Annotated in this window: 7 protein-coding genes; 3 read left to right on the top strand and 4 right to left on the bottom strand. The window is 74.8% G+C overall.

The features are described 5' to 3' along the window. Positions 1–39: 39 nt before the first annotated feature. Positions 40–456, top strand: a complete 417-nt coding sequence (locus D7X12_RS00440; protein WP_120623283.1) for a hypothetical protein — start codon at positions 40–42, stop codon at positions 454–456. Between the two features lie 5 nt (positions 457–461). Here D7X12_RS00440 and blaCOR read toward each other — a convergent pair whose 3' ends face one another. From blaCOR to D7X12_RS00420, 4 genes are all read right to left on the bottom strand, one after another. After that, positions 462–1,235 (bottom strand): COR family subclass B1 metallo-beta-lactamase, encoded by a 774-nt coding sequence (gene blaCOR / locus D7X12_RS00435; protein ID WP_244224259.1) that lies wholly within the window; start codon positions 1,233–1,235, stop codon positions 462–464. Between the two features lie 145 nt (positions 1,236–1,380). After that, complete coding sequence (sitI6, locus tag D7X12_RS00430; protein WP_120623281.1) at positions 1,381–2,094, bottom strand: SitI6 family double-CXXCG motif immunity protein; 714 nt, start codon at positions 2,092–2,094, stop codon at positions 1,381–1,383. Continuing rightward, a complete protein-coding gene (gene sitA6 / locus D7X12_RS00425; protein ID WP_439329336.1) occupies positions 2,095–2,799 on the bottom strand; it encodes a SitA6 family polymorphic toxin lipoprotein in 705 nt (234 codons plus the stop codon). It abuts the gene before it with no gap. A 29-nt stretch (positions 2,800–2,828) separates the two neighbouring features. Then, positions 2,829–5,351, bottom strand: a complete 2,523-nt coding sequence (locus tag D7X12_RS00420) for a protein kinase domain-containing protein (RefSeq protein WP_120623280.1) — start codon at positions 5,349–5,351, stop codon at positions 2,829–2,831. A gap of 157 nt (positions 5,352–5,508) precedes the next feature. Here D7X12_RS00420 and D7X12_RS00415 point away from each other — a divergent pair, with 157 nt between their 5' ends. Beyond that, the gene (locus tag D7X12_RS00415) at positions 5,509–15,051 is read left to right on the top strand and encodes a flagellar hook-length control protein FliK (RefSeq protein ID WP_120623279.1); all 9,543 of its coding nucleotides are present in this window, start codon (positions 5,509–5,511) and stop codon (positions 15,049–15,051) included. Positions 15,052–15,064: 13 nt separating this feature from the next. Continuing rightward, positions 15,065–15,673 carry a hypothetical protein gene (locus D7X12_RS00410; RefSeq protein WP_120623278.1) on the top strand — a complete coding sequence of 203 codons (609 nt, stop codon included), beginning with the start codon at positions 15,065–15,067 and terminating at the stop codon, positions 15,671–15,673. Positions 15,674–15,691 lie beyond the last annotated feature (18 nt).

Below are 15,691 nucleotides of genomic sequence, written 5' to 3'. Positions count from 1 at the left end.
CTGTTTGAATCCGGGCGCAGGTGTGGCGTCATCTCGCGCATGAAATTGCCCCTGCTTCTGGGAACCCTGCTGCTCTCGTCGGGTTGCATCGTGGCGAACAGCCGCCACCCGCGTCCCTCACCGCGCCCGCCGCCTTCGCGTCCGGTGGCGATGAACTACGACGAGGCGGTGCGGCGCGGGTTCGACCAGTGCCGCTCGCGCGGGTACCAGTGCGAGTTGCAGGAGGCGCACCTCACCGGCAACAACGTGTGGAAGGTGAAGCTGCGCGCCTTCGCTCCGGGGGCGAAGGGGCACCTGCACCTGGACTACGACGCGTACTCGCGCAACCTGCTCAAGGTGAACGAGAAGGTGAAGGGCAAGGGCGGCGGCCGGGACGACTGGGATGACGACGACCGGGGGCATGGCAACGGTCACGGCCATGGAAAGAAGAAGGGCCACGCCCGCCGGGATGACTGAGGCGCTCAGCGCGAGGTGGCGCCTGGCGCTTCGCGCAGCAGGGCTTCGGTGTGGCCGAGCAGCTCCGGTCCTCCGGGGAGTTCGTGGCCGGGCACGATGACGCGCACGTCGGGGTAGTGCTCGCGCGTGCGCTGGAGGCTCGCGGGCCAGGCGGTGACGTCCGCGTCCCCCAGGTTGCCCAGGTCCTTCGCCTGCGCGTCCTTCACGAAGCAGCCTCCGTAGAGGACGCCCGTGGCCGGGTGGAAGACGACGAGGTTGTCGGGTGCGTGGCCTGCGCCCGGGAAGAACACCGACAGCGGTCCGAAGTCCTGCGCATCCGAGAGGCGCTGCCCAGGCACGGGGTCGCCCGCGGCGCTGGCGCGACGCGCGGTGTCCTCGCGGCCGTGGACGGGGATGCCCTGTGCGTCGAGCGCGGGGATGCCGCCGACGCGGTCCATGTGGAAGTGCGTCACCAGCGCGGCGCGCACGGGGCGGTGCAGCGTGTCGCGCGCCCAGGTGAGCAGTACCTCGGCGTGACGGGGCTCCCAGCCCGTGTCGACGAGGATGGACGACTCGCCGTCCTCCGCGATGAGTCCGTTGGCGGGCGTGCCGCTCCACTTGCCCCAGTCCTTGCTCGCCTTCGTGACGTGTACCCACAATCCGGGCGCGATGCGACGGACGCTCACGTCCTCCGCGAGCACGGTCTCCTCCGTGGCGGGGGTGGAGGCGACGACGGGAGGCGGCGTGGAGGCACAGGCGGAGAGCAGGAGCAGCAGGACGCAGGCGCGCAGTGGGAGCATGGGACTCGGAAGGGGGAAGGGATGCATGAGAGGGCCCGCGTGGATGCAAGGCGTGTGCGAACGGATCCGCGCGGCACTGGCCTGAGCGCGGGGCCGAAGGCGCGGCGCCCGTGACACACAGCGCGTTCCACGGGCCGCACCAGGACTACCGCGCTTCGATTTCGAGGATTCCGACATCGCTGGGGCCCAGCGCGCGGAGCGCCTCGACGAACCGTTCGGTGGCGATGATCAGCGTCACTGCGTCCTCCAGTCGGAAGATGTCGAGGTCGGCAGGCAGGGAACCCGCATCCAGCCACCGCTTGGGGGGCACCCTGAACCCCTGCCGCCCGCACGTCGCGCACGGTGGTGGTCTTCCCACTGGAAGGCAGGCTTCGTGCAGGCGGCCGGTGGGGATCAGCTGAAGCTCGTGGAGTTGCTGCGAGTCCTTCGTCGGGAAGGAGAGCTCCGCCTGCACCGGGACCAGTCCCCGCAGCGGGCTGGCTCGGAAGGACGTCAGGACGTCCTCGCGCAGGAAGATCTCCCAGGAGGGGAAGACGGTGACGGGACCGAATCGTCCCTGCGCAGTGCCACGCAGCGGACCGAAGGTGCAACCGGGCTGGAGTAGCGCGCCGGGGGGAAGCAGGGAACGGACCTGCTCCGCGAGCCGAGCATATTCCGCGTAGGGCTCCAACCGCGGCGTCTCGAACGCCTGTCGCTCTGGAAGGCGGGAGAGGTCCACGGCGGGATGGGACAGCACGCCGCTCCACTCCGCGTGGCACGTCGGGCACGCCACACCGGGCAGGCCCCACTGTCTCCTCGCGCGAAACTCACCGGTCCAGGGCGTGGCGTCCGTGGACTCTCGAAGCTCGAAGTAGCGCATTCAGTCCCTGGGAACGGGGGTGAGGTCGACCCTTTGCCAGTAGGTCATCGTGTAGCCGACGAGGAAGAACTTCTGGATGAGCGCGCCCGCGTGCTCGAGGTGTTCGTGCTTCGGGGCTTCGCCGAGGGTGCGCTCGATGAATGCGCGCCATTCGGCGTTCCAGGGGCCGCCGTTCTTCCCCCGGTGGATGCGGGCATGGACCTCCGCGTCGATGGCGAAGACGTAGTCATGCACGTTGATGCCCTTGCGCGCGAAGTAGTCCTGAAAGGCCTGGGGGAAGAGGTGATGCCGTTCCTTTGGCTTGTGTGACCACTCCTCGTAGGCCCGTTCCCGTTGGAGCTCGCTGGGCAGCTTCTCGCGCCGATGCCAGCGGAACACCATGACGGGCCGCGCGTCTCCTGGGAGGCCCTGCGCGCTGCCCCATGTCCGCTGGGCGCCGCTTCCCGGCGCGATCATCACCGGAGGCGTGGCCCCTGAGCGCGTGCGGACGAGCCGACCCGGCGACAGGTCTTCGCAGCGATACAGGGCGCACCCCGTGTCGGAGCACACCGGGGTCAGACATACGTCTTCGCCGCTGTCGTCACATTCGTGAGCGCCTTGCGCGGAGTCCTCCCAGGCGACCTCGGTCGAGAGGGGCGGCCGGGAATCCGCCGCTGCGGCACAGCCCAGCCACCATCCACACAGGAGCAGGGACATCCATCGCATGGTGGTCTCGGAGGTCACTGACGCCGGAACTACGGCGCCTGCGTCTTCTTCTTCAGCTCTTCGATGGCCCGGGTGAACGGCTGCGGATTGCACGGCCGCGTTCCGGCGGGAGGCTTCTCGCGGGCGGCCTCCGCCACGCGCGTGAGGGCGGGCAGGGCGGACGGATTGCCCAGCGCCGACAGCCGCGAGGCTGCCTTCGTGCGCACGCCGCAGTCGGGCGAGTCCAACGACGCCGTGTAGAGCTTCACCAACTCCAGGCCCTCCGTGTCCTGCACCGACTCCAGGTAGCGCAGCGCGCCCCACTGCTTGGGCGACGGCTCCCCGCGCGTCAGGGACTGGAAGTGCGAGCGCACCGTGTCGCGAGGCAGCGCCTCCAGCGCCCGGCGGATGGAGCGGTCCTGCTCGCCGTCGCCGAAGTCCTCCGCCAGCCCGTCCAGGAGCCGCGGCTCCACGTCCGCCCGGTCTTCCTTGTCCAGACCCAGGAGCAGGTTGTGCTCCTCGTCGTGCGACCCCTGCGCGTGCTTCACCGCCGCGCGCAGCCGCGTCGCGGGAGCGCCCTTCTGCACGGGCGGTCCGTTCAACAACTGGAGCGCTTCGGCCGGCTGGCCGTCCTCCAACAACCCGCGCGCCTGCACCAGCGGATCACTCGCATGCACCCACCAGGCGATTCCCGCCGTCAGCAGCACCAGCGCCGCCACGGCTCCGCCCAGCACGCGAGGCCGCTGGCGCAGCACCTCCACGCCCGTGACCACCTTCGGGCCCAGGCGGCTCCGCAGCACTCCCAGCCCCGCGCGGACCTTCGGGCCCAGGGCGCCCAGCGCCTCCAGCGGCGAGCGCTTCGACGCGGAGTCCCGGGCCCCCAGCGCCTCGGCGAAGGGCGGGCCCTCCGCCGCGCGGACGACGCGGTAGAGCTGCACCTGCTCCTCGCGGCCGGGCAGGGGGATGGTGCCGCACGGCTCGGCGGCGGCCTCGGCGCGGTTGCGGACCATGTTCACCGCTTCGGTGAAGGTCACCTCGTCCGCGGCGGCCACGTGCTCCACCGCCTTCACGACCTCCATCGGCTCGCCGAGCACCGAGTCGCTCGTCACCAGCACCTCGCCCGCGTGCAGGCACACGCGCACGTGGAGCTGCTGCTCGGGCGGCAGCGTCTGGTTGTGCCGCCACAGCGCCAGCTGCATCGCCATGCCGCAGCGCAGGGAGGAGGAGGGCGCCCGGAACACCGCGAGCAGCGCGTCGCCGCGCTTCTGCACCAGCTTGCCGTCGTGCTCGCGCAGGAGCGGCAGCAGCAGCCGGTCGTGCGTGTCCAGCATCCGCGCGTTCTCCTCGTGCGTCTGCCGGCTCATCCGCTCGGTGAAGCCCTGGATGTCGGTGAGCATCACCGTCACGTTCTGCGGCTTCGCCACCGCCGCGCCGCCCGTCACCGCCCCCATGCTGCCCGTCACCCGGGCCGCCGTCCCGAACACCGCCGTGCCCGTGCGCGACTGCACCGGCGGCACCGTCCCCGAGGGCGCTGCCACGGGCTCCGTCACGCCGAAGGCCGCCGTGCCCGAACCGGGACCGGGCTGCGGCGGCGTCACGCCGAAGGCCGCCGTGCCGGAGGGCTCGCCGCGCAGCACCCCCGGAGGCCCGTAGGCCGCCATCCCGCCAGACGGCGTCATGCCCGCGTGGACGATGGGCGTGCCCTGGCTCGGGGTGAACGCCACCAGCGCCGCGTGGGCCATGCCCAGCGCGTCCGCCAGCTCGTTCGCTGTCTGGAGCCGCTTCGCCGGGTCCTTGTCGAGCAGCCGCATCACCAGCGAGAGCAGCCCCACGTAGCGCGACAGCTGCGGCGCCGCGCGCTCCAGGGGCAGCGGCGCGGACGAGGCGTGCTGGGAGAGGAAGTGTCGCGGCGAGGGCCCATCAAAAGGCAGCCGCCCGGACAGCACGCGGTAGGCCAGCACCCCGAAGGAGTACAGGTCGCTGCGCGTGTCCACCTTCGCGCCCAGGGCCTGCTCCGGGGAGAGGTACTCCGGCGTGCCCAGCACCACGCCAATCTGGCTGAGCGCGCTGTTGGCGTCCGGCTCCACCAGCCTCGCGATGCCGAAGTCCAAGAGGCGCGCCTGCTCGCCGCGCACGCTGGGGGAGATGAAGACGTTCTCCGGCTTCAGGTCGCGGTGGATGATCCCCTTCTCATGGATGGCCGCCAGCCCTTCCGCCAGCTGGTGCAGCAGGGCCAGCGCCCGGGGCGCGGCCAGGGGCCCCTGCACGAGCGCGTCGTAGAGGCTCTGCCCCTCCACGAACTCCATCACCAGGCACGCGGCGTCGCCGGACTCGCCGAAGTCCACGATGCGCACCACCGACGGGTGCTCCACGGCGGACAGCAGGCGGGCTTCGCGCTTGAAGCGCTCGGCCATGCCGGGCTGGGCGTGCAGGTCGTGGTGGAGGACCTTGATGGCGACCTTGCGACCCAGGGACACCTGCTCGCCCAGGTACACCTCACCCATGCCCCCGGAGCCCAGGGGTCCGAGGACCCGGAAACGACCATCGAGGACCAGGGCGTCGGGGACCAGCACGGCGCGGCATATTGCACGGCTTCCGCCTGGAGCGCATGGCGATCCTCCATCGGAAGTTCGCCTGGGTGCCCAGAGCCCCGCCGCCTGCCGTGCGAGCGGGGGTTTGTCCAAAATTTCGGGGGCTTAGGGGTCATGGTAGCCTCTCCCCCCTCCGAAGATGGCCACCGATAGCGAGTCCCCCAAGTCCGCCGCCGCCCAGACGGGCGCCGCCCCCGAGCTTCGCCTGTTGGATCGGCGCGCGTTCGTGGGCTTTCCGGCATTGGAGGTGCAGCCCGGCCTGCGCATCTCCGACTTCGCGCTCCAGATTCCGGACGTCAGCTTCCCGTTCAACGTCAGCGCGGGCGCCACGCGCTACCAGCGCAAGAAGCTGCTCTTCGGCTTCCTGGAGCTGTCCGTCGACGCGGACCTCATCACGCGCAAGGTGGCGGAGCTGGCGGGACGGCTCGCCGGCGTGGAGGAGCTGCGGCTGCACTTCCGCCCCGGCTACCTGGAGGGCCAGGGACGGCTGCCCGCGCCGGAGCGCACGCCGTTCACGTTCAAGATCGCCTTTGACGCGGACGGGGATCGGCTGGCCGTCTACGTCTACGACGTGCGGCTGTATGGCTTCTCCGCCACGCCGTCGGTGCAGCTGCCGGGGCTGCTGTCCACGGCGGTGGGCGCGCTGGGGCTGCTGCCGGATGTCGAGGTGCGGGGGGCCACCGGCTTCTCCACCCGCGTGCTGCCCGCCCTGTGCGAGCGCGCCGCGCTGAGCCGGGGCTACAAGGTGCCCACGCTGGACACCGCGCGCCTGTCCGCCGCGGAGGTCTCCAGCACCGGCCTGCGGCTGCGCTTCGCCGCTGGAGGGCTGCCGCCGCCCGCCGCGCCGGACGAGGAGCTGATGCTGGCGCTGGAGGGCGCGCGGGCCTTCGCGGACGCGGAGGGGCTCGTCGCGCAGGGGCGGCTCGCCGAGGCCCGGCAGGCCTACCTCCAGGCAGGGGACGCGCAGGACGCGCACCCCTTCGCGGCCGAACGTCTGCTGGCGCTGCTGGTGGCGGATCCGCAGGCGCACGACCTGGCCCTGGATGTGGCGGCCACGCTCCTTCGCCGTCGCGACCGCAGCCCCGCGGCGCTGTGGGGCGAGGCCGTGGTGCGCGAGCGCCGGGGCGAGGGGGCCCGCGCGGCGGAGCGCTACCTGGCGCTGTGCGCGCTGGCCCGTCGCACGTCGGAAGAGGCCGCCGCGTTCTTCGCCGCCGAGGCCGCCGCGCGCTCCTCGCGCGACACCGCGCCCCAGGTGGCGGTGAAGGCGCTGCACGAATTGCTGGGGCTCAAGCCGGACCACCTGCCGTCGCTCAAGGCGCTGGCGCGCGCGTCGGATCAGGCCCGCGACAGGGCGGGCGCGGTGCGGGCGTACCGGCGGCTCGCGGCCCTGGCGCGCGACCCGTTGGAGGCCGCGGACGCGCACGTGCACCTGGCGCGGCTGTGCGCGCAGACGGAGGACGACATCGCGGGGGCTCGGCTGCACTGCGAGGCCGCGCTGCGCCTGTCGCCGGACCAGCCGGACGCGCTGCTGCTGCTGGGCGAGCTGTGCCACCGCGGCGGCGAGCACCTGCGCGCGCTGAAGGCGTTGGACCGCCTGCGCGAAGTGTCCATGGCGCGCCATGAGCTGGACCGCGTGGGACAGGCGGACCTGCTCGCGGGCCGCGTGTGGGAAGAGGGGCTGAAGCAGCCGGAGAACGCGCTCCTGCGCTACCGCGAGGCGGTGTCGCTGCTGCCCGGTGAACCCGAGCCGCTGTTCGCCTCCGCGCGCGTGGCCGAAGGGCTGGGGCGGTTGCAGGAGGCCCTGAGCGGATACCAGCAGGCGCTGGAGCTCGCGGGCCCCGCGCCGCGTTCCGAAGGCATCCGGCACGCCGCGCATGAGAGTCACCACGCGCTGGCGCGGCTGTCGCGCACGCGGCTGGGCGACCCGGCGCGGGCGCGCGAGCACCTGGAGGCCGCGCTCGCGTTGGATCCTCGCGACGCGGTGGCGCTGGACGAGCTGATCCCGTACTTCCGCGTCACCGGCCGCTCGCAGGAGCTGGCCGAGGCGTTGGAGAAGGCCGCCGCCCTCAAGGAGGATCCGAAGGCGCGCGCGGCGCTGTGGGCCGAGGCCGGCGAGCTGTACCGGGGCAAGCTCCAGCAGCCGGACAAGGCCGACAAGCTGCTCACCCTGGCGCTGGAGGCGGATGGCGACCACCGCCCCGCGCTGGAGTCGCTGCTCGCGCTGGCCGAGGCCCGCCGTGATGGCGCGCAGCTCACCCGCTGCCTCGCGGCGCTGGCGCGGCTGACGGCGGAGCCGAAGGAGCGCGCGCAGAAGTACCGCCGCCTCGCGGTGGCCGCGCGCGACCTCGCCTTCGACCTGGACCTCGCCGTGCATGCGTTGCAGGAGGTGCTGCGCGCGGAGCCGGACGACCTGCCGGCGCTGGGCGAGCTGTGCGCCCTGCAGCGCAAGCGCGCGGACCTGGCCGGGCTCGCGACCGCGCTGGAGGCCCGCGCGCGCGTGGCCGAAGCGCAGGGCGACAAGCGGCTGGCGGCGGCGGCGCTGCGCGAGCTGGCGGGCGTGCTGGAGGCGCGGCTGGGGCGCGTGGGCGACGCGCTGGTGGCGCTGGAGAAGGCGGCGCGGCTGGCCCCGGACGCGGCGGTGCTGCTGGACCTGGCGGACCTGAGCCTGCGCTGCGAGCGGCCGGAACACGCACGGCGCGCGCTGGAGTCGCTGCTGGCCATGCTGCCGCGCACCGCGGCGCCGGAGAAGCTGGCGGACGTGCGCGCGAGGCTGGGCCGGGCGTGCGAGCTGCTGGGGGACCGCGAGGGCGCCATCGCCGCCTATGCGCAGGCCTTCCCGCTGCGCCGGCTGGACGACGTGCTCGCCACGCGGCTGGAGGCCCTCTACACGGAGGCCGGTGAGACGCAGGCGCTGGCGGAGCTGTGGGCCACGCGCGCGCAGGCGCTCGCGGGCGCCGACCGGGCCGAAGAGGCCGCGCCGCTGTTCCTCCAGAGCGCGCGCGCCCTGCTGGAGCGCGGGGAGAAGTCCGCCGCGCTGATGCGACTGGCCTCCGCGCTGGAGGCGAGCCCCGAGGGCCCGCTGGCCGCCGAGGTGCTGGAGGCGCTGGCCGAGCTGGAGCTGGAGCGCGGCGAGAAGCTGGAGGCGGCGCGGCTGTACGCGCGGCGGGCCTCGCTGGTGCCGGACGCTCGGACCGGCGCGAAGCTGCTCTTCCGCGCGTCGTTGCTGGCCACGGGCACGAGCCGCGAGGAGGCCTTCCTCGCGGAGGCCCTGGAGCGCGATGCGACCTTCGCCCCCGCGCGCATCCGCCGGGGCGAGCTGCGGCTGACGCCGGATGCCCGCGCCGCGCTGGAGGACTTCGAGGCGGTGCTGGCCCTGCCGCCCGCCGACGCGGATGCACCGCGCGAGGCGGAGCGCGTGGCCCTCACGCGCAAGGCCGCCACCGCCGCCGTGCGCGCGAACCGCACGGACGCGGCCCGCCGCCTGCTCGCGGAGTTCTGCGCGCGCACGCCGGAGGACCTGGACGCGCGGCTGGAGCTGGCCGCGCTGCACCGCAAGGCCGGCGCGCGCGAGGCCCTGGCGGACCTGCTGGTGGAGCTGTGGCCGCGCCTCGCCGGAGACGCCCGCCGTCAGGCCCGCCGCGAGCTGGCCGAGCTGTGTCTGTCATTGGGCCGGGCGAGCGCCGCGGCGGACTCGCTGCGCAGCCTGCTGGCGGAGGAGTCGCAGGACGCGTGGGCGGCGCAGGCGCTGCTGGAGCTGCTGCCCCCGCCGGGCACGGGCACCGCGGAGGAGGAGGCCGAGCGGCTGGAGCTGCTGGGCACGCTGGTGTCCGCCGCGTCCGGAGAGGCCCGCGCCGAACTGCTCGCGCGCCGCGCCGCGCTGCACCGGAGCGCCGGTCGTGTCGGGGCCGCGCGGGATGACGGCGCGCAGGCCGCGAAGCTGTCGCGCAAGCCCGCGCCGTTGCTGCTGATGCTGGCGGAGCTGGCGCGCGAGGCGGCGGATGCGCCCGCGGAGCTGGATGCATGGCGCCGCGCCGTGGCCGCCGACGCGAGCCTGGGCGCCCGCGCCCGTGAGCGACTGCTGGCCCTGGCCACCGTGCTGCTGGAGAAGGACGAGCGCGCCTCCGCCGGGGACGCCCTGCGCGCCGCCATCGCGCTGGAGCTGCCCGCCGACGCGCGGTATGACGCCTTCTTCGCGCTCGCGGAGCTGGCCCGCCGTGAGGGCAAGCCCGCCGAAGAGGCCGCCGCGCTCGCCGAAGCCGCGCGTCAGGGCCCCATCGCGCGCCGCGTGGAAGCGCTGCAACTGCGCGCCACGTTGCTGGAAGGGCAGGGCGACCGCGAGGCCGCCGCGAGCGACCTGGAGGCCGCGCTCCTCCTCGCGCCCCGTCACGAGGAGGCGACGCAGGCGTTGCAGCGCGTGCTGCGCGACCTGGAGGACTGGGCACGGTTGGCGGAGCTGCTCGCCGCCGAAGCGCCGCACGCCTCGCCCGCCGTCGCGGCGACGCTGTACGCGGAGCTCGCGAGCCTCTACCTCGACCGGCTGGGCCAGAGCGCGCCCGCCGAGGCCGCGCTGCGACAGGCGCTGCGGCTGACGCCGGCCGATGGGACGGTGCGCCGCCGGCTGGTGTCGCTGGTGGCCGGTCGCGGCGAGCTGCTGGAGGCCGCGGGGCTGCTGGAGGCGGCGGCGGAGGACGCGGAGCCCGCCGAGGCCGCGTCGCTGCTGCGAGAAGGCGTCACGTACGCGCGGCAGGCCCAGGAACTGGACCGTGCGTTGACCCTCGCGCGCCGGGCACACGCGCGGGTGCCCGCGCGGGGCGAGGACCTGGCCACGTTGGCGGAGTTGCTCTACCTGCGCGGCGCGGTGCGCGAGGCCCTGCCGCTTCAGGAGGCCCTGGTCGCGGCGGCGGACTTCCGCGCGGCCCCGGAGGCGGCGGAGGCCGTGTCCCTGCGGCTGGGCGAGCTGGCGGAGCAGGCCGGCGACGTGAAGCGCGCGGTGGCCGCGTACCGGCACCTGCTCACGGAGCGTCCGCTGAGCGAGCGCGCCGTCGAACGGCTCGCCGCGCTGCTGGAGAAGGATGATCCGCGAGGTGCCTTCGAGGTGCGCGTCGCCCACGCGCGCGTGCTGGCACCCTCCGAGGCCACCGTCACGCGGTTGGTGACGCTGGCGGAGCGGGCGCGCGAGGCGCTGGCGGACGCGGGCATCGCGGCGTCGCTGCTGTCCCACGCGGCGCAGATGGCGAAGGAGCCCCTGCCGCTGCGCCGTCGGCTGGCCGCGCTCTACCGGGAGACGGGCCGCTCGACGGAGCTGCTGGCCGAATTGCAGCACGTGGCCGCGCTCAGCCTCCAGGCCGGGGACGTGGACGCGGCGCTCGCGGCCTACGACGAAGAGGCCCGGCTGGCGGAGGTGTTGGGCCGCGCGGACGAAGCGCTGCGCTCGCTCGCCAATGCGCGCGACCTGCTCGCCTCCGAGGACCGTCGCGCCGAGGCCGCCGCCTGTGAGCGCCGCCGCGCGGAGCTGCTGCGCGATGTGAAGCTGGACCTCAACGCGGCGGAGGAGTCGCTGGAGCGCGCGTTCGGGTTCGCGGAGGAACTGGACACGGCCCGCCTGGGCGCGGCCCTGGCCGAGCGCCGCGACGACGCGTCCGCCGAAGCGCGGTGGTGGGAGCGCGCGTTGCCCCGGTTGACGGGCACGAAGCAGGGCGCGGCGGTGCTGCTGCGGCTCGCGCGCCTGAACCTGGGCGAACTCGCGGACGCGCCGAAGGCCGAAGGCTTCCTGCGGCAGGCCCTGCGTCAGGACCGCGCGCTCGCGGAGGCCGAAGGCCTGCTCGCGGAGTTGCTGGAGCGCGACGGCCGCATCGCGGAGCTGGCCGCCTGGTACGAGGAGTGCGCGGAGGCGGAGACCGACGTCGACCGTCACGCGGCGCTGCTGTACCGGGCCGCCGTCCTCTACCGCGACCGCGCGAACAAGCCGGAGGCCGCCGCCGCCGCGCTCATCGCCGCGCGCGCCGCGAAGCCGGACGACCTGGACCTCACCGCGCAGGCGGCGGAGCTGCTGCACCAGGTGCGCCGCCCGGCGGACGCCGCCGAGTTCGACGCCATCCTCCTGGAGGCCGACCCCTTCCGGGAGCCCATCTTCACGCGCCACCGCGCGTTCCTGGAGGAGACGGAGGAGCGGCAGGCCCTGGCCGAGCTGATGCTCCGTCGCGCAGAGCGCCAGACGCCCGCCGATGCCGCGACCAGCTACCTCGCCGCCGCGAGCGCCTTCCGTGACGGCGGGGCTCGCGAGCGCGCCATCCTCTGCGAGGACCGCGCGTTCGAGCTGGACCCCGCCAACGCCGAGGCCTTCCTGCACGTGCGCGAGCGCGCGGCCGGAGACGTGCGCCGGCTGGCGGACCTGCTGGGCCAGCGCGCCGAGGCCGTGTCTCCGTCGGAGGCGCTGCCCCTGCTGCGCGAGCGGGCCCAGCGCCTGCTGGACGCCGGTGAGGCCCTCAAGGCCGCCGAGGCCTTCGACGACTACCTGGGCCGCGCGGGCGGCGACGTGGATGCGCTCTGCGCGCGCGCCGAGCTGGCCGCCCAGGGCGGAGGTCCCGCCGCCGCGCAGCCGTACGACCGTCGCGTGCTCGCGCTGGGCGGAGACTCGCTGCCGGTGCCGGTGTTGGTGCGCACGTGGCTGCGGCTGGGCCATGCGTCGCTCGCGTCGGGCGCGTTCCACGACGCGGCGGACGCGTTCGAAGCCGTGGTGTCGCTGGAGCCGGAGGGCGCGCGCGGCGGTGAAGCGCTGTCGCTGCTTGCGGAAGTGCACTCGCGCACGGGCAACGGCCCCGGGTTGTACCGGGCCTCGTTGCAGCTCGCGCGTCGGGCGCAGGACTCCGCGACGGAGGAGGTGCTGCTGCGCCGCGCGGCGGACCTCTTCGATGATCCGCGCGAGGCCATCGACGCGCTGGTGCCCCTGGCCCGGCTGCGCCCCGCGGACGCGCACGTCATCGACCGCGCGGTGGAGGGCCTGCGCGCCCTGGGCCGTCACGGCGACCTGCTGGGCATCTACGAGGTCGGCGCGGAGGCCGCGGGTGGCGCACGCGCCGCGGAGCTGCTGCTCGCCGCCGCGTCCGTGGCCAACGACTCGCTGTCGGACGCGGACACGGCCTGGGCCCTCACGCAGCGCGCGGCGGAGGCGGATCCGGAGAACCCGGCCGCCCTGCGCGCCCTGGTGGAAGGGCTGCGCGCGCGCAAGGCGTCGGAGGCCCTGCTCGCCGCGCTGGAGCGGCTGGTCCCCCGCACGGAGGACGCGGACGAGGCCGCCGTGCTCCGGCTGGAGCTGGCGGGGCTCGCGCGGGATGCGGGCCGCGAGGACGCCGCCCGCGACGCACTGGAGGCCGTGGTGGCGCGCGGTCCCTCCGGGGCCGGCTATGCCGACGCCCTGGAGGCGCTGGAGCCGCTGCTGGGTGAAGCCCACGCGCGCCGCGCCGAGGTGCGGGTGGCCCGCGCGGAGCTGGTGTCGGGTGAGCCGCGCGTGTCGCTGCTGGTGGCCGCCGCCCGCGCCTTCGAGAAGGCGGGCCTGCTGGAAGAGGCGCTGAAGGCCGCGAAGGCCGCCGTCGCCACCGAACCGGACCTGCGCGCGGCGCTGCTGGTCGCGCACCTGCACCGGGCCTCGGGAGACGCGCCCCGCGCGGCCCGCGCGCTGTTGCAGGCCGCCCGCCTGGCCGCGCCCGAGGAGCGCCCGCCGCTGCTGCTGGAGGCCGCTGGCCTCTGGGAGAAGGCCGGCGACATGGGCGAGTCGCTGGAGGTCATCGAGCGCATCGCCACCGACGCGCCGGACATGCTCTCCCCCATGGAGCTGGCCGGACGCTTCGCCCGCCTGGGCGCCTTCGCGCGCGCGCTGGACGTGGGCTTCGCGCCCGCCATGGCCGCGGGCGAGTACTCCGACGCGCTGGCCATGGCCGCGCAGGCCGGAGACGTGCCCCGCACGCGCGTGGCCCTCTGGGCCCTGGTCGCGATGCCGGACGCGGATCCCGCCCACGCGGGAGCCCTCGCGGACGGTCTGCGCGAGGACGCCGAATGGGAGGGCCTGCTGGAGCTGGCCGCCCTGTCCTACGAGCGTGACGCGGCCTTCGCCGTGGCCCTGCGCGATGAGGTGCTGCGCGCCCGCCCGGCCCCCGTGGTCGCGCGCCTCCGGGCCCTGGACGAGCTGGGCGCGGATCCAGGCCTCGCCGCGAGGCTGATGCTGCTGTTGCCGGAGCTGGGCCTGGAGCCCGAGGCGCTGGCCGAAGCGGTGCTCGCCCGCGTGCGCGCGCTGCCGGGGCCCGCGCGCCTGGAGTCACTGGCCTTCGCCGCGGACGGCTGGCCCGCGCGCCGCGAGGAGCTGCTGCGCGAGCGCTACGCCCTGGAGCTGGAGTCCGGCCAGCGGGAGTCCGCGGAGCGTACGCTGGCGCTGCTCGCGCAGGACACCGTCGACGCGAAGGCGCGCGCGCTGCTGCACCTGGAGCGCGGTGAGCTGTTGCAGGGCCCCCTGGAGCAGCCCTCCGAGGCGCGCGAGGCCTTCCAGGAAGCCCTCACCGACGACCCGGACAACCTCGCCGCCGTGCGGTCGCTGCTCGCGCTGGTGGACGAGGCGCGCGAGGCCCCGGTGTTCCTCGCGCTGGCGGACACCCTGGCGAAGCTCGCCGGCCCCGACGCGTGGACGCCGTACCGCGAGCAGCTGGCGGTCGCCTACGAGGCCCAGGAGCGCTACGCGGAAGCCGCCACGCAGCTGGAACAGCTCCCGGACACGGACGAGCGGCTCGCCCGCCGGGTGCGCTTCGCGGAGGCGCGCGGTCTGGTGGGCGAAGCGCTGCGGCTGCGCGAGCGCCTCACGCACGAGCCCGCCGAGCTGGAAGTCATCCTGCGCGGCTACCTGGACGCCCAGCTCGTGGGCCCCGCGGTGCGCCTCACGGAGCGGCTGGCGGAAGGCAACCACCTCACGCCGGAGCTGACGCGCTGGGTGACCGAGCGCCTGTCTCCGTCCCCGGATGGCGCCGCGCTCGCGGTGCGCTTCTGGCCGGCGCTGCTGCGCGAGAAGTGGCCGGACGTGGATGGCTGGACGCTGTACGCGGAAGCGCTGCGCGCCCTGGGCCGCGCGGAGTCCGCCGAGCGCACGGATGGCATTGGCGCCGCGCTCGTCTCCAGCGACGCCCCCGCGCCGCGCGCCCCCGTGTCCGCGCTGGTCCGCCCCGCGCAGGACTTCCAGCACCCGGAGCCGGACGGCCTGGTGCCGGTGACGGGGGAGAACCTGTCGCGCCTGCACGTCGCGCTGAGTCCGGTGCTCACGTCGCTGGGCGCGGAGGGCGTGCGCCTGTCCGTCGACCCGCGGGGCGGCGTGGAGGCGTACCTCACGTCGCCGGACGCGCTGGTGCTGGGCGCGGGCGCGCTGGGGTGCTTCGGCGCGGTGGAGCTGGGCTGGCTGTGCGCGCTGGCGCTGGCGCTGGGCGACGCGGGCGTGCAGCTCACCCGTCCCGGCACGGTGCTTCCGTGGGAGGCCGCGGCGGTGGCGGCCTGGCGCGCGATGCCGGCGTCGCTGGCGGCGGGCCGCGTGCTGGCGCAGCTGGACGCGGGCTCGCGCGGCGGTGACCCGACAGGCGTGGAGGTGGGCGCCGTCCTCTCTCGCAGCGAAGCCTTCCGCCAACTGGCCCTGGCCTCGTTGGGCGTCTAACGTCGGGGACCGCATGCACCTGAAGCGACTCGCACTGGCGCTCTTCCCCGCGGCGGCCCTGGCCGTGGCGGTGGGTTGTTTCACCGACCCCGTGTACCCGGGCAACCAGGTGCTGGGCTCCTTCCGCTTCCAGGCGAAGCTGGACGCGGCGCGCACCACCTGCGACGCGGGCTCGCGCGACTTCGCGCAGCTGGACGACGCGGGCGTCTTCTATTTCGAAGGCACCTTCTCGCGCGACACCGACGCGGGCACGGGCTTCCTCACCGTGCTGGGCTTCACGCGCGACGCCGGCTACACCGGCCAGAGCGTCAGCTCCACCCACCGGGCCACCGCGCCCCGCGCCTCGTGCGGCACCGGCTGCGAGGACTCCGAAATCGAGGAGTCGCTGAACGTCATGCTCCTGAGCGACAGCCAGGCGCGCAACGTGGCGCGCGACTGCACGCGCCTGGACGGCGGCGTCCCCGAGGGCGACATCCCCGCCCCCACGGAGAACGGCTACGACGTGTCGCTCGCGTGCGGCACGCTCACGGACGTCTTCCTGCCGGGCAAGGGCCCGACCTGCAAATGCCAGCCAGCCACTTGCACCACCGTGTACACGGTGAGAGGCGACCGGCAGGACTGAAGCCCCCGGGGCACCGCC

Origin of the sequence: Corallococcus sicarius, assembly GCF_003611735.1 — a bacterium.
Classification (GTDB): Bacteria; Myxococcota; Myxococcia; order Myxococcales; family Myxococcaceae; genus Corallococcus; species Corallococcus sicarius.
The sequence above is the reverse complement of the archived record's forward strand: the minus strand, read 5'-3'. Positions and strand labels throughout refer to the sequence as shown.

What these genes read in the sequence shown, in the direction of transcription:
- D7X12_RS00440 (WP_120623283.1), top strand. Translation starts at nt 40, where the DNA reads ATGAAATTGCCCCTGCTTCTGGGAACCCTGCTGCTCTCGTCGGGTTGC.
- blaCOR (WP_244224259.1), bottom strand. Translation starts at nt 1,235, where the DNA reads ATGCTCCCACTGCGCGCCTGCGTCCTGCTGCTCCTGCTCTCCGCCTGT.
- sitI6 (WP_120623281.1), bottom strand. Translation starts at nt 2,094, where the DNA reads ATGCGCTACTTCGAGCTTCGAGAGTCCACGGACGCCACGCCCTGGACC.
- sitA6 (WP_439329336.1), bottom strand. Translation starts at nt 2,799, where the DNA reads ATGCGATGGATGTCCCTGCTCCTGTGTGGATGGTGGCTGGGCTGTGCC.
- D7X12_RS00415 (WP_120623279.1), top strand. Translation starts at nt 5,509, where the DNA reads ATGGCCACCGATAGCGAGTCCCCCAAGTCCGCCGCCGCCCAGACGGGC.
- D7X12_RS00410 (WP_120623278.1), top strand. Translation starts at nt 15,065, where the DNA reads ATGCACCTGAAGCGACTCGCACTGGCGCTCTTCCCCGCGGCGGCCCTG.